The organism is Kribbella sp. NPDC051586 (assembly GCF_044453965.1).
Taxonomy (GTDB): domain Bacteria; phylum Actinomycetota; class Actinomycetes; order Propionibacteriales; family Kribbellaceae; genus Kribbella.
In genome coordinates this window covers 369853-394137 of the sequence record NZ_JBITDF010000006.1, presented here as the reverse complement: position 1 = coordinate 394137, position 24285 = coordinate 369853, and the positions used below count along the sequence as shown (strand labels likewise).

Below are 24285 nucleotides of genomic sequence, written 5' to 3'. Positions count from 1 at the left end.
GTTTACGGCTCGGCCTGCGCGTAGTCGCCGCAAGGACCGCCGCCGATCGCCTCGGGGAGGACTGTCTCGCGGCGGTCGAGCTTGACGAGCGGGTTGTAGAAGGCCGCGATCTCGACGCTGTCCTCGGGGATGTAATGGAAGATCAGCGAACGGCGGAAGCGGTCGTCGGTGCCGTTCGGGCGCGACCCATGGACGACGCTGCCGTGGAAGAACAGGACGTCGCCGGCCTTCATCTTCGTCTGCACCTTGCTGAGGCCGTCCGGGATCGGGACCTCGACGCTGGTGAAGGACTCGGTCAGGTCAGTGGGCTCGGGGCAGACCAGCTCGGTCTTGTGTGACCCCGGTACGACCGCGAGCCCGCCGTTGTCCGCGTCCACGTCGTCTATCGCGATCCACGCGGCCAGACAGGTCTCCGGATCGGCGCGCAGGAACGTGTTGTCCTGGTGCAGCGCTTGTCCGCGGGCGCCCGGCGGCTTGAAGTAGAACATCGACTGGGCGGCGAGCGCGGGACCGATGAGCGCCTGCACGACATCGACGATCCGGCTGTCCAGCATCAACTCGAGCGACAGTCGCCCGGCCTCCAGGTCAGCACGCCGGTGCGGGTGCACGAACCGCGGGTACTTCGCCAGCGGGTCGCCCTCGGGTACGCCGTCGTCGATCGCGAGCGAGTGATCGACGGCGACCTGCTCCATGAACACGGTCTTGATCCGCTCGACCTCAGCGGAATCCAGCAACTGGGGGACCTGGACGATGCCGTCCCGCTGGTAGATGTCCACGACTCTCATATCTCAAGGATCTGTCGGAGGCGGCGGCCGGGCGATAGCCTATCTAGCTGTGAACCTTCGAGATCCTGCTGACTCGCCGATCCCGGTGGTCCGCCGGGTGGCGACCGGTGAGTTCGACGAAGGCCCTGACTACGCGACGTACCGGCGGCGGGGGACGACCGATTGGCTGCTGGTCCAGACCCTCGACGGCCAGGGACGATTCGGTCAGGTCCGCGCCGAGCCCGGCAGCGTCACGCTGGTCCGCCCCGGCACGCTGCACGACTACGCCACGGTCGGCGACCGCTGGCATTTCCTGTACGCACACGTGAACCCGAAACCCGACTGGCTGCCGCTGCTCGACTGGCCGGAAGTTGCCCCCGGCATCGTTCAGCTGCAGCCGGCCGGCCCGACATTCGACCGGATTGCCGACCACCTGCGCGACGCCGTCCGGCATCAGCACAGCGTGATCCCCCAGGCCGAGCAGCTCAGCGCCAACTCCCTGGAGGCCGCGCTGCTGTGGTGCGACACCCAGAACCCGAAGGCCGTCCAGATCGACGACCGCTTGCTCCGTGCCATCGAGCTCATCGACCAGGACCTGACCGCCACCTTGGACATCCCGCGGCTCGCGAGGGCGGTCAACCTCTCGGTCTCCCGGTTCGCGCACCTGTTCCGCGATCAGCTCGGCGTCGGCCCGCAACAGTTCGTCGAACGCCGCCGCCTCGACGCCGCGGCCCGCCTCCTGGAGCTCACCAGCCGCTCGGTCGCCGCCATCGCCGTCCAGGTCGGCTACGCGGACCCCCTCTACTTCTCGACACGCTTCCGTCTACACACCGGATCAAGCCCCACGACGTACCGCAAGAAGTCTTAGGCTTCTCGGCATGAGAACGCGTGCGGTGGTGGGGCTGGCGGTACTGGCTGTCGTGGGGTTGGGCGCCTGCGCGCCGGAGGACAACAACTCGTCCGGCTCGTCGACGCCGTCCGGGGCGGATGCCTGTGCGAAGGAGAAGCTGGCGGTGAAGACTGCCGGCACCTTGACGGTCGGCACCGACAAGCCGGCGTACGAGCCGTGGTTCAGCAACAACGACCCGAGCAACGGCAAGGGGTACGAGTCGGCGGTCACCTATGCGGTGGCGAAGAAGCTCGGATTCGAGCAGGCCGAGGTCAAGTGGCGGACGGTGCAGTTCAACACCGCGTTCGCCCCCGGGCCGAAGGCGTTCGACCTGGACGTGAACCAGGTGTCGATCTCGGAGGACCGGCGCAAGGCCGTCGACTTCTCGTCCGGGTACTACGGCGTCCGGCAGACCGTGATCACGACCGCCGGCAGCAAGATCGCCGGCGCCAAGTCCGTCGCGGAGCTCGCCGACGCCAAACTCGGCGCCCAGGTCGGTACGACGAGCTACACCGCCCTGCGGGACCAGGTGAAGCCGAAGCAGACGCCGGCCGTCTTCGACACCAACGACCTCGCGGTCCAGGCGCTGAAGAACAAGCAGATCGACGGCATCGTGGTGGATCTTCCGACCGCGTTCTACATGACCGGCGCGCAGCTCGACAACGGCAAGATCGTCGGCCAGCTGCCGTCGAGCGGGGCCACGGAGCAGTTCGGGTTCGTGCTCGAGAAGGGCTCGAAGCTGACCGGCTGCGTCACCCAGGCGGTCGACGCGCTCAAGTCCGACGGCACCCTGGCGAACCTGCAGAAGCAGTACCTGACCGAGTCCGGCGCTCCCGAACTCTCGTGAGCGAGCCAAGCGAGCGAAGCGAGGCGGAGGCGTGACGGACTGGCAGCCGTCGGCGCTACAGCTCGAGCGGATCGCGTACCGGCGCAGGCAGGCGCGGCGATCGACCACGATCGCGGTCGTCAGCTCCGTGGTCCTGCTCGCGCTGGTTGCCGTCGGCATCGGTTCGACCCCGGGCTGGCCGCGGGTCCGGTCGACGTTCTTCGACCTCCACCGCGGTTGGGAGGCGCTCCCGATCGTTGCCCAGGGCCTCTGGCTGAACGTCCGGGTAATGCTGATCTGCGCGGTGCTGATCGTGATCTTCGGCATGACGCTGGCGATCATGCGCACGCTGCGGGGTCCGATCTTCTTCCCGTTACGCGTGTTCGCGGCCACCTACACGGACGTGTTCCGCGGTCTGCCGTTGTTGCTGGTGATCTTCCTGCTCGGCTTCGGCGTACCGGCTCTGCAGTTGCGAGGGCTGCCGAACCAGGCGGTGATCTGGGGTGGGGCGGCGCTCGTGCTGACCTACTCGTCGTACGTCGCTGAGGTGTTCCGCGCCGGCATCGAATCGGTGCATCCGTCGCAGCGAGCGGCCGCGCGCTCGCTCGGGCTGACGTATCGCCAGACGCTGCGCTTCGTCGTCCTCCCACAGGCCGTACGACGGGTGATGCCGCCGTTGCTGAACGACTTCGTCAGCCTGCAGAAGGACTCAGGCCTGATCGCAGTACTCGGCGTCATCGACGCGATCCGCGCCGCGCAACTGGAGACGGCCGAGGACTTCAACTTCACGCCGTACGTCGTGGCCGGCCTGCTGTTCGTCGCGCTGACGATCCCGCTCACCAGGCTGACCGACTACGTCGCCCGACGCCAGGGCTGGTACGGCGGGGGAGGCGGTCCGGTATGAGCCTGCTGTCCCTGCGCGGAGTGCGGAAGGTGTACGGCGAGAACGTCGTACTGGACGGGTTCGAGCTGGAGGTCGACGCGGGTGAGTGCGTCGTACTGATCGGCGCCTCGGGGTCCGGGAAGTCGACGTTGCTGCGTTGTGTGAACCTGCTCGAGACCGTCGACGACGGCGTGGTCGAGCTGGACGGCGTGGACATCACGGACCCGCGGGTCGACGCCGACAAGGTGCGGTCGGGGATCGGGATCGTGTTCCAGTCGTACAACCTGTTCCCGCATCTGAGCGTGCTCGACAACATCACGCTGGCGCCGATCCGGGTGCACCGGCGGTCTCGGGAGGTGGCCCGGGCGCGGGCGCTGGAGATGCTGGAGCGGGTCGGGCTGGCCGAGAAGGCCACGGCCAAGCCGGACGAGTTGTCCGGTGGTCAGCAGCAGCGGGCGGCGATCGCCCGCGCGATGGTCAACTCGCCCCAGCTGATGCTGCTCGACGAGGTCACCTCGGCCCTCGACCCGGAGCTCGTCGGCGAGGTGCTGGACCTGCTCCGCGAGCTGAAGTCCGAGGGCATGACGATGCTCGTCTGCACGCACGAGATGGCCTTCGCCCGCGACGTCGCCGACCGGGTCTGCTTCCTGCACCAGGGCCGCCCGCTCGAGGTCGGCCCGCCGGCCCAGGTCCTGGACGCGCCGCGCGAGCCACGCACCCGGGAGTTCCTGAGCCGGATCTCCAGGCCATCACAATCGCCCGACCGGCCGCAGGGCCCGCCTGCACGCCGCGAAGACTGGCGATTGTGATGGCCTGGGGATCCGCACCTACCGCGACGACAGGTACGTGAGTACGGCGATCACGCGGCGGTTGTCGTCCTCGGACGGCGGCAGGTCGAGCTTCGCGAAGATGTTGTTGGTGTGCTTGCTGACCGCCTTCTCGGTGACGAAGAGCGCGCCGGCGATCGCGGCGTTCGAGCGCCCCTCGGCCATCAGGCCCAGGACCTCGGACTCGCGCGGCGTCAGCCGGCCGATCGGCTCGTCGCGGGTGTTGCGGGCCAGCAGCTGACCGATCACGTCCGGGTCCATCGCGGTACCGCCGGCCGCGACCCGGCGTACCGCGTCGAGGAACTCGGCGACGTTCGACACCCGGTCCTTCAGCAGGTACCCGACGCCGCCGCCACCGCCGGTGAGGAGCTCCCGCGCGTACAGCTGCTCGACGTACTGCGACAGCACCAGGATCGGCAGGCCGGGGACCTGGCTGCGGGCCTCGATCGCCGCCTTCAGGCCCTCGTCGGTGAACGTCGGCGGCAGCCGGACGTCGACCACGGCGACGTCCGGCCGGTGCTCCACCAGGGCGGGCACCAGCCGGGGCCCGTTGTCGACCGCCTCCACGACCTCGAAGTCGTGCGCCTCGAGCAGGCGGATCAGGCCGTCCCGGAGGAGGGCGTGGTCTTCAGCGATGAGGACTCGCAAGGCAGCTCCATGATCACGGTGGTCGGCCCGGCGCTCGGGCTCACCACGGTCAACGTACCGTCGAAGGCGGCCAGCCGCCGCTCGATACCGTACAGACCGCCACCGGGCCTGATCACGGCACCTCCGACGCCGTCGTCGCCGACGATCATGTGCAGCTTCTCGTCCTCGTGGGTGATCTGGATCCAGGCGGTGGTCGCGGCCGAGTACTTGACCGCGTTCGCGAGGCATTCGGCCACCGCGAAGTACGCCGCGGACTCGACCGGCGCGGGCGGCCGGCCCGGTACGTCGAAGGTGACGTCGACCTTGAACGGGCAGGACATCGCCAGCGCCTTGACCGCGCCGTCCAGACCGCGGTCGGCCAGCACCGGCGGGTGGATCCCGCGGACCAGGTCGCGCAGCTCGGACAGCGCCGTACTCGCCGACTCGCGGGCCTCGGTCAGCAGCGCCGCCGCCTGGGCCGGGTCGCGGGCCACCATCTCCTCGGCCATGCCGAGGTTCATGCTCAGGGCGGCCAGCCGGGCCTGGGCGCCGTCGTGCAGGTCGCGCTCGATCCGGCGCAGCTCGGCCGCCTGGGTGTCGACGGTCTCGGCGCGGGACTCGGCCAGCTCGCGGACCCGCATCGCCAGCTTGGCGCTCTCGGTCGGGCCGAGCAGCGAGCGGGCCAGGAACGCGTTCGCCTTCAGCAGCCGCTCGCCGGCGGCCTGCCAGATCAGGAACGCGATCAGCGCGACCGGCATCACCAGGAAGCTGGTCCAGAAGTTCACGGTCAGCAGCCCGCCGAACGGCTCGGTGAACACGCCCTCCGGCGTCACACCGACGAGCAGCGGGTAGACCAGGTAGAACAGCATCGCCAGGAACAGCACGGCGCTGAGCAGACACAGGGTGAAGCCGAGCACGGCGTTCACGAGCAGCCAGACGATGTCCCGCCAGGTCTGCGGGTCGGTCAGGATGGTCCGCAGCCGCATCAGCATGCCGGGCATCGGCGGCTTCTTGTACGGGCGGGGGATCCGCTCGCCGAGGAAGCCGGCCAGGATCGTCCGGTGGCAGTTGGCGAACCAGCGCGCGGCCGGCACCACCACGAGCAGCAGCGGGATGCCGACCCACACCGCGATCAGCGGGACCGACACCACGCTCAGCACGAACAGGGCGATCCCCAGCTCGGCCAGGATCGCGAGGAACAGCGCGATCCAGGGCTGGGCGAGCTTCGGGTACCGCATCGGCGGTGCTTCGGTGGTCGCGACGGTGCTCATGCCTCCATCATGACCGAGGGTGAGCCGCGCGGCAGGGGTGTTATCCCTACTCTGCCCCGGGCATCAGCTCCCCGGTCACTCCGGGTAGTAGCACTCATGTGTGCGGCCGCGATCGCGACCAGGCTGGATCCCATGACAGCCACAGTGACCACGACCGGGACCACGACGGGGACCACGACAGGGACCAAGGGGAGCGATTTCTCTCCACTGCTCCGGGAGATCAAGGCCGCCGGCCTGCTCGAACGCCGTACGGCGGCGTACGCGATGGCGATCGGGATCAACGTGGCCCTGATGGCGGTGACCTGGGCCGCGATCGCCGCGATCGGGGCCTCGTGGTGGGTCGTCCTGCTCGCGCTCCCGCTGGGGATCCTGACCACCCGGGCCGCCTTCTTCGGGCACGACGCCGGTCATCAGCAGATCGCGAGCTCGCGCCGGTTGCACGACTGGATCGGGATGCTGCACGGCAACCTCGTGCTCGGCATGAGCTATGCCTGGTGGAACGACAAGCACAACCGCCACCACGCCAACCCGAACCACACCGACAAGGACCCGGACGTCGGCGAGGGCGTGTTCGTCTGGACGCTCCAGCAGGCCGAGGGCCGCAAGGGTCTGGAGGGCTGGCTGACCCGCAACCAGGCGCGGGTGTTCTTCCCGCTGCTCACGCTCGAGGGCTTCAACCTCAAGGTGTCGAGCATCCGCTTCCTGCTGGCCCGCCGCCGTACGGAACGGGTCGAACTCGGCCTGATGGCCGCGCATGTGGTGCTGTACCTCACCGCGCTGTTCCTGATCATGTCGCCGGCGCAGGCGCTGGTGTTCGCGCTCGTGCACCACATGATCTTCGGGCTGCACCTCGGCAGCGTGTTCGCGCCGAACCACAAGGGCATGGAGATGCCCGATGCCGACAGCAACTGGGGCCATCTCGAGAAGCAGGTGCTGACGTCCCGCAACGTGAACGGCGGTCTGGTCACCGACTGGATGATGGGCGGACTGAACTACCAGATCGAGCACCACCTCTTCCCGAGCATGCCGCGGGCCAACCTCCGGTTCGCCCAGCCGATCGTCCGCAAGTACTGCGAGAGCATCGGTATGCCCTACATCTCGACCGGTCTGATCGAGTCGTACCGGATGGGGTTGCGCCACATGCACGAGGTCGGGGCGGAGCTTCGTGAGGTGAGCTAGGTCATACGACTAGCCTTGAGGGGTTATGTCGCGCAGAAGGCCTTCCAAGTGGCAGCGGCCGGTCAACGACCGGCCGCTGCTCGGTGGTACCCAGAGGCGTGAGCAGAAGTCGGGCGGTGAGTGGAACGTCCGGCGCGTGTCCGGCTCCGCGTCGGCGAAGTCGTACCGCTGCCCGGGCTGCGACCAGCTGATCCCGCCCGCCACTCCGCACGTGGTGGTGTGGCCGGACAACCCCAGCCTGCTCGGCGCGATCAGCGGCGCCCAGTCCCTCGACGAGCGGCGCCACTGGCACACCGCGTGCTGGCAGCGCCAATCCTGAAGCGCCAATCCTGAAGCGCCAGTCCTGAAAGGTCGCGGATGAAACTGCCTGTCACGTCGTACGGCGACACCGGCACGCCGGTCGTGGTGATGCACGGACTGTTCGGCTCCGGGCGGAACTGGATGACCGCCGCGCGCCGGCTCGCCGGCGAGCACCGGGTGTTCGCCTTCGACCTGCGCAACCACGGCACCTCGCCGCACGTCGACTCGATGAGCTACCCGGAGATGGCCGCCGACGTCCACGAGACGATCGAGTCGCTGGGGGTCGGGCCGGTCGCGCTCGTCGGGCATTCGATGGGCGGCAAGACCGCGATGCTCACCGCCCTGCAGTACCCGCAGGTCGTCGAGCGCCTCGTCGTGGTGGACGCGGCTCCCGTCGCGTACCCGCCGGCCTTCGTCGACTATGCCCAGGCGATGCGGAACGCCGACCTGTCGTCGGTTGCCCGCCGCGCGGACGTGGACGCGCAGCTGGTCGCCGCCGTACCCACGCCAGGGACGCGCGCGTTCCTGCTGCAGAATTTGATCCTCGACTCGGACGGGGCGCGCTGGCGTCCCAACCTCCCGGTCATCGAGGCCGCCCTGCCCGCGATCTCCGGGTGGCCGGCCGTCGAGGGCCTGCGGTACGACGGACCGACGCTGTTCATCTACGGCGGGAAGTCCGACTATGTGCAGCAGGACCATCGCGCGACGATCGCGGCGTACTTCCCGCAGGTCCGGTACGCGGAGGTTCCGGAGGCGGGGCACTGGGTCCACGCCGAGCGGCTCGACGACTTCCTGGCTGCCCTCGTCCCGTTCCTCGGCTGACGATGGTAAACGTTTGTCCGTAATCCATTGACCTTTGCGTGACGGCATCGGTAAGTTTTCAACTCAGTTCCTGTGGGATCCATGATCTGGGTTGGTGGTGTCGATGGTGGTCCGGACCGGCGCACAGCGTCTGGCCGAGGACCGGGGGCTGGCGCCCGACGGGCGCCTGGGACTGATCACGAACTTCACCGGCGTGCTGCCGGACCTCACGCCGACCTCGGTCGCGTTGCGTGCGGCCGGGCTGCCGTTGACGGCGTTGTTCGGTCCCGAGCACGGCCTCCGCGGTACGGCGCAAGCGGGCGCGAGTGAAGGTGCGGGCGTCGATCCCGACACCGGGCTCCCGGTCTTCGACACCTACCTGCGGCAGGGCGAGGCGCTCGACGAGCTGTTCTCCGATGTCGACGTGCTGCTCTTCGACATCCAGGACATCGGGACGCGGTTCTACACCTACGTCTGGACGATGTACGACTGCCAGCAGGCGGCGGCGCGGCTCGGTATGCCATTTGTCGTCCTCGACCGGCCGAACCCGCTGGGCGGTGTCCGGGTCGAGGGGCCGACGCTGCAGGCCGGGTTCGAGAGCTTCGTCGGGCGGGCGCCGATCCCGCTGCGGCACGGGCTGACCGTCGGCGAGCTCGCGCGACAGTTGGGGGAGGCAACGGTCATCCCGGTGGAGGGCTGGAGCCGGACGTCGACGGACACCGGTCTGCCATGGGTGCCGCCGTCGCCGAACATGCCCACGCCCGACACAGCTTTGGTATACCCGGGGACCGGCCTCTTCGAGGGCACGAACCTCAGCGAGGGCCGCGGTACGACGCGACCGTTCGAGACGATCGGGGCGCCGTACGTCGACGACCGGTTCGTACCGGCGTTGTCGGACTGCGCCCTGCCTGGCGTGATCTTCCGGCGGACCTGGTTCGAGCCGGTGTTCAGCAAGTACGCCGGTCGGCCCGTGTCCGGCGTACAGCTTCATGTCGTGGATCGGGATGCGTTCGAGCCGGTGCGGACCGCCTTGGTGATGCTGCGCGTGCTGAACGAGCTCTACCCGTCCGACTTCGGCCTGCTGCCGTCGCTGGACCGGCTGTGGGGCTCGGACTCGCTCCGCAAGGCACTCGAGGCCGGCGACGACCCGGTCGATCTCTTGCCGGCGGCAATCACGCCTGCCGGGTGGGTAAGCCCTGACGTATTGCTCTACGAAGGGACTGCTTGATGATCCGTTCGTTCCAGGTCGGCGACGGGCCGGCGTTGGCGGAGGTGTGGACGGCCGCCGCGCCGGCCGATCCGATCAGCTACCAGCGATTCCGCGACCTGTTCCTGCTCGATCGCAACTTCGACCCGGCCGGTCTCCAGGTGGCCGTGATCAATGATCAGATCGTCGGCGCGGCGTACGCGGTCCGGCGGCTGATCGCGGTCGACGCCGACGACCTCGAGCCCACGTCCGGCTGGATCCCGTTCTTCTTCGTGCATCCGGAGCACCGCGGCCGCGGTGTCGGCCGCTCGTTGTTGTCCGCGGCGATGGATTGGCTGCGGTCGCACGGGCGCTCCGAGGTCTTCTTCTCGTCGTACACGCCGAACTACTTCCTGCCCGGGCTCGACAGCGCCCGCTATCCGTCGGCGGCCCGGCTGCTGGCCGAGGCGGGGTTCGAGCGGCAGTACGACGCGGTCGCGATGGACCGCGGTCTGGTCGGGTATGCCGTTCCGGACGAGGTCCGCAAGCGGATCGACGCGCTCACGGCCGAGGGCTACAGCTTTGGTACACCAACCGATGACGAGCTGACCGCGCTGATCACGATCGCCGGCGCGGAGTTCAACCCGGACTGGGCGCGCGCGATCCGCGAGGGTGTCGTCTCCGGGCTGCCGACGGATCGCATCGTCGTGGCGCGCCGACCCGGTGGAGCACAGTCGGGCCGGGCGATCCTCGGCTGGGCGATGCACGGCACGTACGAAGGGGTGATCGACCGCTTCGGGCCGTTCGGCGTACTGCCGGCCTCGCGCGGCACCGGGCTCGGGAAGGTGCTGCTGCACCTGACGCTCGAGCGGATGGTTGCTGCCGGCGCCCACTCGGCCTGGTTCCTGTGGACCGGCGAGAAGTCCGCGGCCGGACAGCTGTACCTGAAGACGGGTTTCGGCATCACCCGCACGTTCACCATCCTCCGGGCGCCGCTTGCCCGGTCCGACGCTTAAGGGACAGACATGGGTATCTCGAAAGGATTGCGACTCGCGGTCGTCGCCGGGCTCCTCGCCACGGCCGCCGCGTGTGGCGGTGGCAGTGACTCGGGCGGTGGCGGCGGCAAGGTCGAGCTGACGCTGCTGAGCCACTACAGCGACGGCCCGTCGGAGGACGGGCTGGACAAGATGATCGCGGAATGGAACAAGGACAACCCGAAGATCCAGGTGAAGGCGCAGGTGGTCAAGTTCGACGACCTGCTCACCACCATGACGGTCCGGCAGACCGGCGGTCGCGGCGCGGACATCGTCAGCGCGTACGGCCTGTGGGGCGGACAGCTGATGAAGGCGAACGTCGTGGCGAAGGTGCCGGACGACATCGCCACCAAGATCAAGGCGGAGTACAGCCCGGCCGCGCTCGGCGCCGTCACGACCGGTGACACACTGCTGGGCTACCCGACCGAGCTGAACACCTACGTGCTCTTCTACAACAAGAAGATCCTCGCCGCGGCCGGCATCACCAAGCCGCCGACGACCTGGGCCGAGCTCGCCGACGACGCGAAGAAGACCGTGAAGCGCGATGCCAAGGGCAACATCCAGGTCGAGGGCCTGAGCCTGATCCAGGACGGCGACAACAAGTCGGTGCACCCGTTCCTGTCGCTGCTCGACTCGGCCGGCGGGAAGTTCCTCGGTCCGGACGGGACGCCGCAGTTCGACAACGAGCAGGGCAAGGCGGCGCTGAAGTTCGAGGGCGATCTGGCGGCCGCGAAGGCGTCGAACACCTCGATCTCGCCGACCAAGCAGTTCCGCAGCGGCGGCGTGGCGATGGCGATCCAGGCCGGCTGGTGGATCGGCAGCCTGAAGACCCAGATGAAGGACAAGTACGCCTCGGACGTCGGCGTGGCCGCGATCCCCGGCCCGACCCCGGGCAGCAAGGGCTCGCTGGCGTACGGGTTCTTCATGGGCGTCAACCAGCGCAGCAAGCACGCCGACGAGGCGTGGAAGTTCCTGACCTGGATGAACGAGCACAAGGCCTCCCCGGACAATGGCACTGGCAGCAACGTCACGGAGACCGGCAAGTGGCTCGCCGACCAGGGGCTGATCCCGCCGCGGACGGCTGACCAGACGGAGTACAAGAAGACGCTCTCCGACCCGAACCTCGCGCCGATCTACGACGCCGCGACGTACGCGATGGCCGAGCCGAACCAGCCGGGTGCGTACGAGGCGAAGACCGCGCTGCACAACGCGATCATGACGGTCCTTGCCAATGGCAAGAATCCGGACGACGCGCTGGCGCAGGCGGCGAAGGCCGTCAAGCCGCAATGACGACCGCGGTCAGCGGGGTCGGCGCTCTGGCGGCGCCGGCCCGGCGGGTCGGGAAGCTCCACCGCGAGGGGTTGGCGGCGTACCTGTTCCTCTCGCCGGCGCTGCTGTTCTTCTGCGTGTTCCTGATCCTGCCGTTCATCTTCGCGATCGTGCTGGCGTTCTCGGACTGGGGCGGGTTCGACCTGGGCACGCTGAAGTGGGCGGGCTTCTCGAACTTCGGCGACGTGCTCAGCTTCGACGGGACGTTCGTCAAGCCGATCCTGGTGAACACACTGCTGTTCGCGTTCGGATCGGTGTTCCTGGCCACGTTCGGGTCGGTGCTGGTTGCCTACTGCATCGACCGGTTGTCGTTCCAGGGGTTCTGGCGGGTGCTGTACTTCCTGCCGGTCGTCGCGACGGTGGTGGCCATCGGCAACGTGTGGAAGATGATGTACCAGCCGGCCGGCCTGATCAACGCAGTACTGAACAAGCTCGGCGTGAACAGCGTCGGCTTCCTGTCCGACTCGTCGTACGCGCTGCCGTCGGTGACCGTCGTCCACGCGTGGGCCTCGATCGGCGGCGCCGTACTGATCCTGACCGCCGGCCTCAAGGCGATCCCCGAGATGTACTACGAGGCCGCCGAGGTGGACGGGGCGAACGCGTGGCACATGTTCTGGTCGATCACGTTGCCGCTGCTTCGGCCGGCGCTGCTGTTCGTGCTCATCACGCAGTTCATCGGCGGGCTGCAGTCCTTCGCGCTGATCATCGTGATGACCGGTGACGGCGGGCCGGTGAACGCGACCAACGTCGCGGCGTTCGAGATGTACCAGCGGGCGTTCAAGTTCGGCGCCTGGGGGACGGCGAGTGCGATGGCGATGGTGCTGTTCGTGATCATCCTCGCGATCACGCTGCTGCAGTTGTGGATCGCGCGGCGGCGCGGAGAGGAGACCTCGTGAAGCGGCGCGGAAAGTTCCCGTGGTTCGCCTACCTGGTGGTGATCCTCGGCGGGGTGGCGATGGTGATGCCGTTCCTCGACATGGTGATGAGCTCGTTCAAGGGTCCGGGCGAGTACGGCGTGATCCCGTACAAGCTGCTGCCCCAGTCGTTCAACTTCGACAACTATCGCGACGCCTTCTCGCAACTGGAGCTCGGCCGGCTGTTCCGCAACAGCGTGATCGTCACGGTGTCGGTGACGATCTCGGTGCTGGTCACCTCGTCGATGGCCGGGTACGCGCTGGCGAAGCTGCGGTTCCGGGGGCGGGCGGTGATCTTCCGGTTCATCCTCGCGACGATGATGCTGCCGCCGTTCCTGCTGCTGATCCCGACCTTCCTGATCATGCTGAACTGGCCGCTTGCCGGCGGCAACGACATCCTCGGGCGCGGCGGCGACGGCGGGCTGACGACCAGTCTCATCTCGCTGATCCTGCCGTTCGCGGTCAGCGGTTTCGGCATCTTCCTGATGCGGCAGTTCATGGTGTCGCTGCCGGACGAGATGCTCGAGGCGGCCAAGATCGACGGCGCGAACCAGTGGCAGACCTGGCGGCTGATCGTGCTGCCGCAGACCAAGCCGGTGGCGATCACGCTCGGGCTGATCACGTTCATCGGGACGTGGAACGAGTACATCTGGACGCTGCTGATCTCGTCCTCGGATCCCGACCTGCAGACGCTTCCCGTCGGTATCCAGCTGCTGCAGAGCTTCCTCGATCCGGACCGGACGATGCCGATCGTGATGGCCGGCCTGGTGATCAGCACGCTGCCGGTGCTGGTCGTGTTCCTGCTGTTCCAGAAGTACTACGTGCGCGGCGTCGTACTCAGTGGCCTGAAATGAGGAGCCTGAATGAGGAGACCGTTGTGAACAGAAATGTGCTCGCCATCGGGGCGCACATCGGCGACATGGACCTGACCGCGGGGCCGACGCTCGCCAAGCTGATCCTGGAAGGCGCGTCGGCCACGATCGTCGCGCTGACGCCGGGCGAGCGCGGTCACCCGCGGATGTCGCCGGCGGAGTACAAGAAGCAGAAGATCGCCGAGGGTACCGCGTTCGCGGACGCGATCGGCGCGGACTTCGTGGTCTTCGACCAGAGCGACGGCTTCCTGCCTGCCGGCGACGACGTGGCGCTGGAGCTTGCCCGGATCATCCGCGAGAAGCAGCCCGACACGATCATCACCCACTGGAAACACTCCATCCACAGCGACCACGAGAACGCGGCCGTGTTGGCCGAGCGTGCCCGCTTCCTGGCCGGTCTGCCCATCGATCCGACCGACGATTTCGCCGCCGTGACCCCGTACCCCGCGCTGGCCGCGAAGCTGGCCGAGCTCCCGCGCCACGGCGTACGCAGCTTCCTCCACGCGGAGAACTGGGAGGACATGGAGGGCTTCACCCCGTCCCTCTACGTCCCCATCCCCGACGAGGCCTTCTACCGCTGGGTCTCCGCCATCCGCCACCAGGCCTTCGCTCGCGGCGAGACCTACGGCTTCCGGTACATCGACTACTACACCGCCCTCATGACCACCCGGGGCTGCCTGGCCTCCTATCCCCGAGCCTGCGCCTTCCACACCAACCAGGCCCCCGAGATCACCAAACTCGCCGGCCCGTAGAACTGAGATACCTGCGAGATCCTCGGTCCCGCGCTCCGGTAGGAAGTACGGTCGTAGGTGGCTCTGTCGGCGGATGAGTGGAGTGGGCGTGGCTGAGTTTCGGTTGGTTGTGCAGGGTGACGACTTCGGGATGTGTCATGCGGTGAACGTCGGGACGATGCAGGCGTTCCGGGAGGGGATCCTGACGCAGGCGTCGACGATGGCGGCTTGTCCTTGGTTCACCGAGGCGGCTGATCTGGCGCGGGAGTTCGGGATTCCGTTGGGGGTGCATCAGACGCTGACGTGTGAGTGGGACTTCCTGCGGTGGCGGCCGTTGACGGACGGGGCCTCGTTGGTGGGGGAGGACGGGACGTTCCGGCGGACGGTGGCCGAGGCGCAGGCGTCGATCACCCCGGAGGACTCGGTGGGCGAGCTGACGGCTCAGGTCGCGAAGTTCGCGGCGGAGGGGCTGACGATCGACTACCTCGACGTACACATGGGGCAGTCCGCGACGCCCGCGGCGTACGACGAGGTCTCGAGTGCGGCGGGGAAGCCGTTCATCTACGGGGCGGTGGAGTCGCAGCGGTTCGGGTCGATCGAGACGTTGAGCGATCGGGACGCGGCGGAGAAGAAGCCGTGGGTGATGGAGTACCTCGACAACCTGACGCCGGGGGTGCATCTCCTCGTCACGCACTGCGCCGCTGCCCAGCCCGAGTTGGCGGCGCTCCACAAGCCCGGCTCGGACACGTATCGCTGGGCCGAGGAGTACCGGCTGTCGGACCAGGCGATCGTCACCGACCCCGAGATCCGCAAGGCGATCGAGGAGCGGGGGATCGAACTCACGACGGTCCGCGCCGCGTTCGCGTGATCGCTGCGGGGCGCCTGCGCTTGCGGCCGTTCACGATGGATGACGTCGCGTGGGTGTTCGAGGTGTCGCAGGATCCGGCGCTCCAGCAGTACGTCCAGGTGCCCTCGCCGTACCTGATGGAGCATGCGCAGTTCTTCGTCGAGCACCTCGCGATCGAGCAGGGCGCGAGTGGTCAGCGGGCCGAGTTCGTGGTCGAGGACGCCGCGACCGGCGAGCGGCTGGCGCGCGTCGGGCTCGGCATGCGAGGCGACGGTACGGCGGAGGTCGGCTACTGGACCGCCCCGGCGGCGCGCGGTCGGGGCGTCGCGCCCGAGGCGGTGTGGGCGGTGTGCCGGTGGGCGTTCGAGGCGACGGACCTGGAGCTCATCGAGTGGCGTGCGGAGATCGGCAACGAGGCCTCGCGCCGCGTTGCGCAGAAGGCCGGCTTCGTGATGGAGGGGCAGTTGCGGAAGCGACTCGTACATCGGGGGCAGCGCGTCGACGCGTGGATCGGCTCACTGCTCAAGGACGAACTCGGCCGTGCGGAGGGCACCGGGCGGTGAGCCGGTCGCTGCCTTGATGTGGCGGGTCAGGTGGCTGACGGAGTGGTAGCCGGTGAGGTCGGCGATCGCCTGCAGTGGCAGCGTGGAGTTGCGGATGTGGGCGAGGGCGTGGCGCAGGCGGACCGCTTGGAGCGCGGCTTGCGGGCTGGTGTTGCGGAGGCGGGTGAACGCGGCTCGCAGGCCGGACGGCGAGATGCCCAGATCGGCGGCGACGGTGGTGATCCGGAGGCCGGTGGCGAAGCGTTCCTCGAAGATGCGCTCTGCTTCGAGGACCAGTTGCTCGGCCGGGGTTGTGGGCGGGGTGGCGGCCGCACGGCGTAGGCGGAGGTCGAGCTCGGACAAGAGCAGGGCGCGGAGTTCGCCGTTGCTCTCGCGGACCAAGGCGTCGAACACGCGGCCCAGGGTGTGGTCGGCGTCGTCGTAGCACAGGCGCGGCCAAGGGTGGGCGGCGCCGGCGTCCACCTGGAGGAAGCGGTTGGCGTAGCCGGTGCGGCTTTGCTCGGCATGCCACGTGCTCGGCGGAGTCAGCAGTACGGTGCCCGGCGTGGCGGCGTACGTCTCCTCGCCGACGGGGCAGGTGATCCGGCCGCGAACGTAGTACACGAGCTCCCACGACGTGTGGGCGTGCAACGGGTAGTCCTTGCCGGGCGCCGCGGTGTGGACGCCGGCACCGAGCAGTCGTAGCGATTTGTGCATAAGCGCTGTCGCCTTCTGCATTGTTTCCTGGGTACGCCGGATCGATGCTGGCATCGATTCGTGCATCTTGGGAAGGAGCCCCTGACGGATATGGCGATGGATATGACGACCGCGCTGCGGGATCTCGGCGTGACCGACGACGTACTCACCCAGGCCGAGAAGGACCAACTCGACCGCGACGGGTACCTGCCGCTGGAAGGCGTCCTCAGCTTGGAGGAGGTGTCAGCACTCAACAAACGGCTGGCCGAACTCACCGCGGCGGAGGGCGACCGAGCGGGCCTGGAGGTGCATCAGGAGAAGGGCACCGACCGGCTCGCCGACCTGGTCAACAAGGATCCGAAGTTCGAGGTCTGCTTCAGTCATCCGCGCGTGCTGGCCGCGATGCGGCACGTACTCGGCGAGTTCAAACTCTCGTCCCTCAACAGCCGCGCCGCTCTCCCCGGCGAGGGTCACCAGGCGCTGCACGCGGACTCGGGGCATCCCGTTCGACCGGGCGAGTACGAGGTCTGCAACTCGATCTGGCTCCTCGACGACTTCACCCCCGAGAACGGCGCCACCCGCGTAGTCCCCGGCTCCCACCGCCGCGGCACCATGCCCGCCGACGAAATGCCCGACCCCGCCGCCCCCCACCCCGACCAAGTCCAGCTAACTGGCAAAGCCGGCACCGTCGTCATCTTCAACAGCCACCTCTGGCACGGCGGCACCCAGAACCACACGGACCGCCCCCGCCGCGCCATGCACTCCTACTTCGCCCTCCGCCACCTACCCCAACAACTGGACCAGCAGGCTCACATCCGAGTCGAAACCTACAAACGCCTAACCCCAGCCCAACACTTCATCCTCGACGTCACCAACTGACCAGCATCCGTCTAGCTGATTTGCCTTGAAAGTGTCTATCTCCCTAGACTAAAGTCATGGTCAGTGAGCAGCCGACACGGAAGGTCGTGAAGCGTTCAAGGACGCTGGTTGGCGGCAGGTCAGGACGGAAGGGTCGCACAGCTTGTACGAGTGTTCCTGTGGTCAGCACACGTTCGCATTGCCGGATGGTCATCGGATGATCTCGCCGGGAGTCGTGCGGAAGGCCGGCAAGGCACTCGCTGAATGTGAGGGGACGGACCAGTGAAGACCTACGAGGTGACGGTCGAGCGCGATGGCCGCTGGTGGATGGTGGCGGTGCCTGAGCTCGACGGGTTGACCCAGGCCCGCCGGCTGGACGAGGTCGAGCAGATGGCTCGCGAGTACATCGCGGTGACGACCGACGTTCCGCTCTCGCGGGTCGCGGTCGAAGTCACGGGGATCGCAGCCGACGGGCAGGATCTGCTGGAAGCGAAGGTCCTCGTCGACGGATTGCGTCGCCGCGCGAAGGAGCTCGAAGCGCTGGTCGCGGAGCTCACCCGCGAGGTCGCATCGGCGTTGACGGGCGCAAGCGTCCCGGTGAGAGACGTCAGCAGCGTGCTCGGAATCTCCCACCAACGCGTCTCGCAGTTGGTCCAGGCCGCCGCCGAGGCCAGTGGCGCCAGGTCGGCGAAGGCCATACGAAAGTCCCGCCAAGAGTTCACTCACGACCTCGTCATCCCCTTGGCCAACGGCCGCGCCGTACGCCTGGTCGAAGTCACCACGCCGAACACGACCCGACCCGAGAGCAAGTCCGCGGCCACGCGCCCGGCCCCGCACGACGGCGACCATCCGACCCGGAAGAAGACCAGTCCTCGTGTCCGATCACCCAAACGACCCGCCGCGACCAGGCGCTCGGCCTCCTGAACGGAACGGCCGAGCGGCAGCCGCGACTGCGGATCCTAGGAGGCGTCGGCTTTGCGGACCCAGACTTCTCGGATTATGAGGAGGATGGCGGCGGCGGAGGGGATGGCGAGGAGGGCGCCTACTACGCCTAGGAGGGCGCCGCCGAGGAGGGCGGCGATGACGGTTACGGCGCCGGGGATGTCTACGGCGCGGCGCATGATGCGGGGGGCTACGACGTAGTTCTCGATCTGCTGGTAGATGACGCCGTAGATCAGGCAGCCGAGGCCGGTCCACAGGCCGCCGGTGAAGCCGATCAGCGCGACCACGACCACGCCGATCAGGCCGCCGACCATCGGGATGAAGTCGCAGAACATCACCACGATCGCCAGCGCCACGGCGTAGTCACGCAGGCCGATGATCTCCAGGAAGATGAACATGCAGACGCCCGCGCACAGCGCCACCATGAACTGGCCGCTCACGTAGCCGCCGACCCGGCCGAGGACCTCGTCGCCGAGGATCGAGACGCGGGTACGGCGGGTGCGGGGGACGAGGCTGTACGCCGCCCGCTTGACCGACGGCAGCGACGCCAGGAAGTACAGCGTCAGGACCAGGATCGTGAACGTGTTGAACAGCGCCCCGGCGACCACCCTGCCGACGCCGAGGATGCCGCCGAACGCACGCTGGGCGAGCGCCGGGTCCTGGATGTAGTCCTGGGCCTTCTGGATGAAGTGGTACTTGTCGTTCAGCTGGTTGAGCGTCTTCGACTTCTCCAGCAGGTCGAGGTAGCCCGGCGCGTTCTTGATCAGGCTGTTGATCTGGTCGGTGACGACCGGCACGATCGCGAACCCGACGCCGACGACCGCGAGGATCATCAGCACGAACACCAGGCCGACCGACAGGCCGCGCTTCACACCGCGGCGCATGAACCACTCGACCAGCGGGTTCAGGCCGACGGCGATGAACATCGACACCAGCAGCAGGATCAGCACCGAACGGGCCTGGCCGAGTGCGTTCCACAGGCCCCAGGCGACGAGTACGCCGAGCGCGGCGAAGAACCCGAACGTGAACGGGTTCCCACGGCGGATCGGCGGGCCGGGCACGCCCATGCCGACGGACGGGTGCCGCTCCTCGATCAGCAGCTCGTCGGCGATGTCCTGGTCGGCGTCCTCCGAATTCTCGGTGGCCGCCTCGGCCTTGTCGGCAGCATCATCCGCTTCCTGCGCGGATTCGTCTGCCTTGTCGGCCGAGGTGTCGGCTTCCTGCGCGGACTCGTCTGCCTTGTCGGCCGAGGTGTCGGCCTGCTGCGCGGACGTCGCGGCTTCGGTTGCGGCGTCTTCGCTCTTGCCGGCGGCGGCTTCGGCCTGCGCTGCGGCGGTCTTCGCTTCGCGAGTAGCTTCGGCGAGGTCCGGGTCAGTCGCTGTGGAGCTGTCGTCGCCGGGTGGCGTCACATCTTGTCCTTCGGGGATCGCGCGCTCGAGGTGGCCGCATCGGTCTTCGCGTCGTCCGCGGACGACTTGCCCTCGGAGGACTTCGCCGAGCCGGCCGACCGCGTGTGCGCCCGAGTCTCCTCGTTCGCGAGGTCATCCAGGCGGAACTCGTCGACCCGGGTCGCATCCTTCGGCTCGTCCTCGTCGTCCGAACCAGCGGCGTCGGACTTGGCGTCGGACTTGGCGTCGGACTTGGCGTCGGACTTGGCGTCGGACTTGGCGTCGGCGTCCGTGTCGGAGCCGGCGGTGGAATTCGACGTGGAGCGGCCATTCGAGCTCGCGGGGCTCGTGGGGGAGTCGGTGTCGGCGGGACCGCCGGCGGTCTTGCTTGCGGTCTTCCCGGCGAGGTCAGGGGTGTCCTTGGGGTCGACGCGCAGGGCGGTGTCGATCCGGGTCTCGTCCACGCGGGCGTCACCCGCGCCGATCCCGACGAACGGGCTGGAGCCGGTGAACGGTCCCTCCTCGTCCTCCTCCTCGTCCTGGTACGACGACTGACCCGGGAACGGGCTGGCACCCGACGGGCTCGACGGCGCGTACCCACCGGCGGCGGGCGTCGCCCCCGGGAACGGGTTGTCGTCCTCAGCCGATCCAGGCGCGAACGATCCCGCCGTACCCGAGCCGAGCCCGGACTCCGCCGCATCGTCGCCGAACCCGCTGTCCGGCGACGTCGACGCACCCGAGCTGAACGCGTTATCGCCCTGCGACGTAGCACCGGAGTTGAACGCGTGGTCGCCCTGCGACGTAGGACCGGCGTTGAACGCCTGGTCGCCCGACGACGCAGCTCCGGAGTTGAATGGGCTGTCTGCCGGGCTCGGCGCACTGGGGGCGTAGGAGCTGTCGGCCGGGTCCGAGGCGAACGGGCTGCCGGCGCTAGCGGTGGTGGCGGTGCCACCAGTGGGGCCGGTGTTCGGTCGGGCGAAAGGGTTGACGTAGGGCCCAGCCGCGGTCTCGGAGTCGAGCTCGGCGGCCTGGCGGGCGATGTTGCTGGCGATCTCGTTCAGCCCGGCGATCTGGGTGAGGATGCCGTCGCGGCGCTTCGCGAGCCGCTCGGTCTCGCGGGCGACGACCGTCCGGGACCGCTCCGCCTCGTCGGCCGCGTTCGCCAGCTCGGCCTCGGCGCGGGTCCGCGCGGTGGTGAGCAGCTGCTCGGCCTCGCGCCGGGCGCGGGACAGGGTGCGCTCGGCCGACTCCTCGGCCTCGGCACGGATCTTGCGGGCCTGCTCGGTCGCCTCGGCCACCCGGCGCTCGGACGCCTCGGCGGCCTCCTTCATCTGGGTGGTCAGGCTGTCGGTGTCGGCCGCGATCTGCTGGTGCTTGTCGGCGAGCTCCTTGGCCTGCTGCTCGCGCTCGTCCGCCAGCCGCGCCCGCAGCGCCGCCGACTCGCGCTGGATCGCGGTCCGGATCTTCTCCGCCTCGTGCAGCGCGCCGTTCTTCAGCGTGCTCGCCTGCGACTCGGCCGTCAGCTGCAGCTGCTCCGACTTCCGCCGGGCTGCCTGCAGCACCTCGGCCGCCTCGGTCTCGGCCGTACGCCGGACCTCGGCCGCGTCGCCCTCGGCCGTCCGCCGCATGCTGTCCGCCTCGTTGAGCGCGACGGTCCGGATGTCCTCGGCCTCACGGTCACCGGTCGCCCGCGCGGCGGAGGCTTCCTTGGCCGCGTTCGCACGCAGCTCCTCGGCCTCGCGCTTGGCCTCCTCGAGCGCCTCGGACGCCTGGTCCTGGGCGAGCCGGAGGATCTGCGCGGCCCGGTCGCCGAGTCCGGCGTACGACGGGTTGGCGCTGGCCTCGAGCTGGCGCCGCGTCTCCTCGAGCTGGTGCTGCATCGGCGCGACACTGTGCTGGAGCTCGTCGGCGCGGTTGCGTGCCTGGACGAGTTGCATCTCCAAAGCGCGGACGTAATCGTCCACGGCCTGCTTGTCGTACCCACGGCGACTGACCGGGAAGCCCCCGGCCGCGGTCGCCGTGCGGTCGAAGAACGGCAGGCTCGACTCGTCAGGCATCTCCCGAGATTCCCTTCTGGCGGCTCAGCGTGAATCCCCCACCATAAGCCTGTCAGAACCCACCCGAAACCAGCCAATCGAGTGCTGTGGACAACTACCTGTTACGGAAGCGATTTATTGCGTCCGCGTGCTCGGCGCGCAGGGCAGGATCGCGGACGCCGAGGCCCTCCGACGGGGCGAGGGTGAGGACGCCGACCTTGCCCTGGTGCAGGTTGCGGTGGACGTCGTACGCAGCCTGTGCGGTCTCCTCGAGCGAGTAGACCTTGCTGACCGTCGGGTGCACCATCCCGCGAGCGATCAGCCGGTTGGCCTCCCAGGCCTCGCGGTAGTTGGCGAAGTGAGAGCCGATGATTCGCTTCAAGTTCATCCACAGGTACCGGTTGTCGTACTCGTGCATGAATCCGGACGTCGACGCACACGTCACGATCGTCCCGCCGCGCCGCGCGACGTACACCGAGGCTCCGAACGTCTCCCGGCCCGGGTGCTCGAACACGATGTCCGGGTCGTCCCCGCCGGTCAGCTCGCGGATCCGCGCTCCGAACCGCTTCCACTCCTTCTGGTCCTGGGTGTGCTCGTCCTTCCAGAACTTGTACCCCTCGGCGGACCGGTCGATGATCAGCGAGGCCCCCATCGCCCGGCAGATCTCCGCCTTCTCCGGCGACGACACCACGCAGACCGGGATCGCCCCGCCGTTCAGCGCGAACTGCGTCGCGTAGGACCCGAGTCCGCCGGAAGCGCCCCAGATCAGTACGACGTCGCCCTGCTTCATGTTGGCGCCGTTCGCGGACACCAACTGCCGGTACGCCGTGCTGTTCACCAGCCCGGGCGACGCGGCCTCCTCCCAGGTGAGGTGGGCCGGCTTCGGCATCAGCTGGTTCGACTTCACCAGCGCCAGCTCGGCGAGACCGCCGAAGTTCGTCTCGAATCCCCAGATCCGCTGCTCGGAGTCGAGCATCGTGTCGTTGTGCCCGTCCGGCGACTCCAGCTCGACCGACAGGCAGTGCGCGACCACCTCGTCGCCCGGCTTCCACGCGTTCACGCCGGGCCCGGTCCGCAGTACGACGCCGGCCAGGTCGGAGCCGACCACGTGGTACGGCAGGTCGTGACGGGCCGTCAGCGGCGACAGCTTCCCGTACCGCTTCAAGAAGGAGAATGTCGACACCGGCTCGAAGATCGAGGTCCACACGGTGTTGTAGTTGATCGCGCTCGCCATCACCGCGACCAGCGCCTCGCCCGGGCCGAGCTCGGGCGTCGGCACGTCGTCCAGGTGCAGACTCTTGCGCGGATCCTTCTCCTTGCTGTCCAGACCCTCGAACATGGTCGCCTCGTCGGCATGCACGGTGATGCCGCGATAGTGCTCCGGTACGTCGAGCTCGCCCACGGCGGCGGTGTCGCCGGACAAGATCGCTTCGAGGATCTGCTTCACGGAAGTACCTCCTGCAACGGCGGCCAAGGTCAACGCGGTGAGCGGAACTTACCGCTGAGTATGCACGCCTGGCTGTGCCCTGTAACACAGCGAGCGACGGTTGAGACGACCGTCACTCCACCAGTCCACCGTTGTCAGTGGTCTTACCGCAGTCCGGTCCGTAGCCGCACCTGGGTGAAGTCGTCGCCGGATCGCAGCTGGACCAGGTCGCACAGCTGGTTCGCCAGCCAGACGCCCCGGCCGCCGAGCCCGTCCAGCGGCGGCAGCACCCGGCCGACGAGCAGGTTGTCGATCCGGCCGCGGTCGGTCACGTCGCAGATCAGCGCACCGTCGGCGATCCACACCGCCAGCGCCCCGCGGCCGCCGCCGAACCGGATGCTGTTCGTGCAGATCTCGTGCAACGCCAGCGCCAGGTCCTCCAGCCGGTCCCGCGACACCCCGTGCGAGGACGCCTGCCCGCCGACCCACTGCCGCACCTGCCCGAGCTCGTCCGCCCCGAACTCCCACCTCTCGGCGCGATCCGGTACGTCGGCCAGCGCGGTCCGGAACGTCTTGTCCGCAAGGGCTCCCAGGTCGCTCCGGCCGGAATGGGTCGCGGTCGGATCGATCCCGACCGAGGCCTCGTACGCGCAGACGAGCCGGAACGAACGGTCCGCGGCGAAAGCGATGTCGCTCAACGCCTCGTGCAGCAGGACCTCGTCGTACTCCGCCGCGCGCCGACCCGGGTACGCCGCCTCGATCAGACCTCGCACCGGCCGGCCGGCATGCTGCTCGAGGATCGCCCGCCAGAACGGGACCAGCCGCGCAGGGTTGCCCCCGGCAACGGTCGCGTCCACGACGGTCAGCTCGTCGGAGGCCGGCCGGTCCAGGGCGTCGCGCATGACCGCGATCCGCTCCGGCGGCAGCACGGCCACGGTCTTTTCCCCCGCCGCCAGGCCCTCGCGCACGAACGCAGCCGCGCGCAGCACGAACTCCTCGTCCGATCCGTGGACGAAGGCGTCGTGCTTGAACCCGGCCGGCGCACCGTGCAAGGAGTCGGTGGCGCTGTCCCTCAGCACCTGAACAGAGTAGTCCGCCCGGGGCAACCGAGGAGGGT

General features: G+C 68.6%; 25 protein-coding genes. 17 read left to right on the top strand and 8 right to left on the bottom strand.

Going from position 1 to position 24285, the window contains the following annotated elements:
• Nucleotides 1–2: 2 nt before the first annotated feature.
• The gene (locus tag ACIA58_RS39880; RefSeq protein WP_396409067.1) at nt 3–785 is read right to left on the bottom strand and encodes a phytanoyl-CoA dioxygenase family protein; all 783 of its coding nucleotides are present in this window, start codon (nt 783–785) and stop codon (nt 3–5) included.
• 49 nt (nt 786–834) lie between these two features.
• Here ACIA58_RS39880 and ACIA58_RS39875 point away from each other — a divergent pair, with 49 nt between their 5' ends.
• The 4 genes from ACIA58_RS39875 to ACIA58_RS39860 are packed head-to-tail and all read left to right on the top strand — an operon-like array spanning nt 835 to nt 4171.
• The gene (locus ACIA58_RS39875; protein ID WP_396409066.1) at nt 835–1632 is read left to right on the top strand and encodes a helix-turn-helix domain-containing protein; all 798 of its coding nucleotides are present in this window, start codon (nt 835–837) and stop codon (nt 1630–1632) included.
• A gap of 10 nt (nt 1633–1642) precedes the next feature.
• Nucleotides 1643–2500 (top strand): ABC transporter substrate-binding protein, encoded by an 858-nt coding sequence (locus tag ACIA58_RS39870; protein WP_396409065.1) that lies wholly within the window; start codon nt 1643–1645, stop codon nt 2498–2500.
• 31 nt (nt 2501–2531) lie between these two features.
• Nucleotides 2532–3383, top strand: coding sequence for an amino acid ABC transporter permease (locus tag ACIA58_RS39865; RefSeq protein WP_396409064.1), 852 nt, complete (start codon nt 2532–2534; stop codon nt 3381–3383).
• Nucleotides 3380–4171 (top strand): amino acid ABC transporter ATP-binding protein, encoded by a 792-nt coding sequence (locus ACIA58_RS39860; RefSeq protein WP_396409063.1) that lies wholly within the window; start codon nt 3380–3382, stop codon nt 4169–4171. The genes ACIA58_RS39865 and ACIA58_RS39860 overlap by 4 nt, the downstream gene beginning before the upstream one ends.
• An 18-nt stretch (nt 4172–4189) precedes the next feature.
• Here the strand turns inward: ACIA58_RS39860 and ACIA58_RS39855 are convergent, their stop codons facing one another.
• Nucleotides 4190–4837 (bottom strand): response regulator transcription factor, encoded by a 648-nt coding sequence (locus ACIA58_RS39855; protein ID WP_329001732.1) that lies wholly within the window; start codon nt 4835–4837, stop codon nt 4190–4192.
• Entirely contained in the window at nt 4789–6087 is a 1299-nt protein-coding gene (locus ACIA58_RS39850; protein WP_396409062.1) for a sensor histidine kinase, read from the bottom strand. Before ACIA58_RS39850 ends, ACIA58_RS39855 begins: the two co-directional genes overlap by 49 nt.
• Before the next feature lie 132 nt (nt 6088–6219).
• On the opposite strand from ACIA58_RS39850, the gene ACIA58_RS39845 reads away from it, so the two are divergent.
• The 11 genes from ACIA58_RS39845 to ACIA58_RS39795 all read left to right on the top strand — a co-directional run bounded on the left by ACIA58_RS39845 (nt 6220) and on the right by ACIA58_RS39795 (nt 15843).
• Nucleotides 6220–7266 (top strand): fatty acid desaturase family protein, encoded by a 1047-nt coding sequence (locus tag ACIA58_RS39845; RefSeq protein WP_396409061.1) that lies wholly within the window; start codon nt 6220–6222, stop codon nt 7264–7266.
• 25 nt (nt 7267–7291) lie between these two features.
• Nucleotides 7292–7585, top strand: coding sequence for a hypothetical protein (locus ACIA58_RS39840; protein ID WP_396409060.1), 294 nt, complete (start codon nt 7292–7294; stop codon nt 7583–7585).
• A 38-nt stretch (nt 7586–7623) separates the two neighbouring features.
• Nucleotides 7624–8388 carry an alpha/beta fold hydrolase gene (locus tag ACIA58_RS39835; RefSeq protein ID WP_396409059.1) on the top strand — a complete coding sequence of 255 codons (765 nt, stop codon included), beginning with the start codon at nt 7624–7626 and terminating at the stop codon, nt 8386–8388.
• A gap of 103 nt (nt 8389–8491) precedes the next feature.
• Nucleotides 8492–9595: an exo-beta-N-acetylmuramidase NamZ domain-containing protein gene (locus ACIA58_RS39830; protein ID WP_396409058.1), complete on the top strand. Its 1104-nt coding sequence runs from the start codon at nt 8492–8494 to the stop codon at nt 9593–9595.
• Nucleotides 9595–10569 (top strand): GNAT family N-acetyltransferase, encoded by a 975-nt coding sequence (locus ACIA58_RS39825; protein WP_396409057.1) that lies wholly within the window; start codon nt 9595–9597, stop codon nt 10567–10569. The genes ACIA58_RS39830 and ACIA58_RS39825 overlap by 1 nt, the downstream gene beginning before the upstream one ends.
• Before the next feature lie 9 nt (nt 10570–10578).
• Nucleotides 10579–11877, top strand: a complete 1299-nt coding sequence (locus ACIA58_RS39820) for an extracellular solute-binding protein (protein ID WP_396409056.1) — start codon at nt 10579–10581, stop codon at nt 11875–11877.
• Nucleotides 11874–12812, top strand: coding sequence for a carbohydrate ABC transporter permease (locus ACIA58_RS39815; RefSeq protein ID WP_396409055.1), 939 nt, complete (start codon nt 11874–11876; stop codon nt 12810–12812). Before ACIA58_RS39820 ends, ACIA58_RS39815 begins: the two co-directional genes overlap by 4 nt.
• Complete coding sequence (locus tag ACIA58_RS39810) at nt 12809–13684, top strand: carbohydrate ABC transporter permease (RefSeq protein ID WP_396409054.1); 876 nt, start codon at nt 12809–12811, stop codon at nt 13682–13684. Before ACIA58_RS39815 ends, ACIA58_RS39810 begins: the two co-directional genes overlap by 4 nt.
• A gap of 23 nt (nt 13685–13707) precedes the next feature.
• Nucleotides 13708–14454 carry a PIG-L deacetylase family protein gene (locus tag ACIA58_RS39805; RefSeq protein WP_396409053.1) on the top strand — a complete coding sequence of 249 codons (747 nt, stop codon included), beginning with the start codon at nt 13708–13710 and terminating at the stop codon, nt 14452–14454.
• A gap of 88 nt (nt 14455–14542) precedes the next feature.
• Nucleotides 14543–15301, top strand: a complete 759-nt coding sequence (locus ACIA58_RS39800; RefSeq protein WP_396409052.1) for a carbohydrate deacetylase — start codon at nt 14543–14545, stop codon at nt 15299–15301.
• A complete protein-coding gene (locus tag ACIA58_RS39795; RefSeq protein ID WP_396409051.1) occupies nt 15298–15843 on the top strand; it encodes a GNAT family N-acetyltransferase in 546 nt (181 codons plus the stop codon). The genes ACIA58_RS39800 and ACIA58_RS39795 overlap by 4 nt, the downstream gene beginning before the upstream one ends.
• On the opposite strand, the gene ACIA58_RS39790 is transcribed toward ACIA58_RS39795, so the two are convergent.
• Nucleotides 15796–16560 carry a helix-turn-helix domain-containing protein gene (locus tag ACIA58_RS39790; protein ID WP_396409050.1) on the bottom strand — a complete coding sequence of 255 codons (765 nt, stop codon included), beginning with the start codon at nt 16558–16560 and terminating at the stop codon, nt 15796–15798. The two genes, ACIA58_RS39795 and ACIA58_RS39790, sit on opposite strands and share 48 nt — an antisense overlap.
• Nucleotides 16561–16635: 75 nt before the next feature.
• Between ACIA58_RS39790 and ACIA58_RS39785 the strand changes: the two genes are divergently transcribed.
• Nucleotides 16636–17397, top strand: a complete 762-nt coding sequence (locus tag ACIA58_RS39785) for a phytanoyl-CoA dioxygenase family protein (RefSeq protein ID WP_396409049.1) — start codon at nt 16636–16638, stop codon at nt 17395–17397.
• A 261-nt stretch (nt 17398–17658) separates the two neighbouring features.
• Entirely contained in the window at nt 17659–18300 is a 642-nt protein-coding gene (locus tag ACIA58_RS39780; protein WP_396409048.1) for a hypothetical protein, read from the top strand.
• 35 nt (nt 18301–18335) lie between these two features.
• Here ACIA58_RS39780 and ACIA58_RS39775 read toward each other — a convergent pair whose 3' ends face one another.
• The 4 genes from ACIA58_RS39775 to ACIA58_RS39760 all read right to left on the bottom strand — a co-directional run bounded on the left by ACIA58_RS39775 (nt 18336) and on the right by ACIA58_RS39760 (nt 24247).
• A complete protein-coding gene (locus ACIA58_RS39775; protein WP_396409047.1) occupies nt 18336–19727 on the bottom strand; it encodes an AI-2E family transporter in 1392 nt (463 codons plus the stop codon).
• Entirely contained in the window at nt 19724–21763 is a 2040-nt protein-coding gene (locus tag ACIA58_RS39770; protein WP_396409046.1) for a transposase, read from the bottom strand. Before ACIA58_RS39770 ends, ACIA58_RS39775 begins: the two co-directional genes overlap by 4 nt.
• Nucleotides 21764–21857: 94 nt before the next feature.
• Entirely contained in the window at nt 21858–23189 is a 1332-nt protein-coding gene (gene ccrA / locus ACIA58_RS39765; protein ID WP_396409045.1) for a crotonyl-CoA carboxylase/reductase, read from the bottom strand.
• Between the two features lie 143 nt (nt 23190–23332).
• Nucleotides 23333–24247 (bottom strand): anti-sigma factor RsbA family regulatory protein, encoded by a 915-nt coding sequence (locus tag ACIA58_RS39760; protein ID WP_396409044.1) that lies wholly within the window; start codon nt 24245–24247, stop codon nt 23333–23335.
• Nucleotides 24248–24285 lie beyond the last annotated feature (38 nt).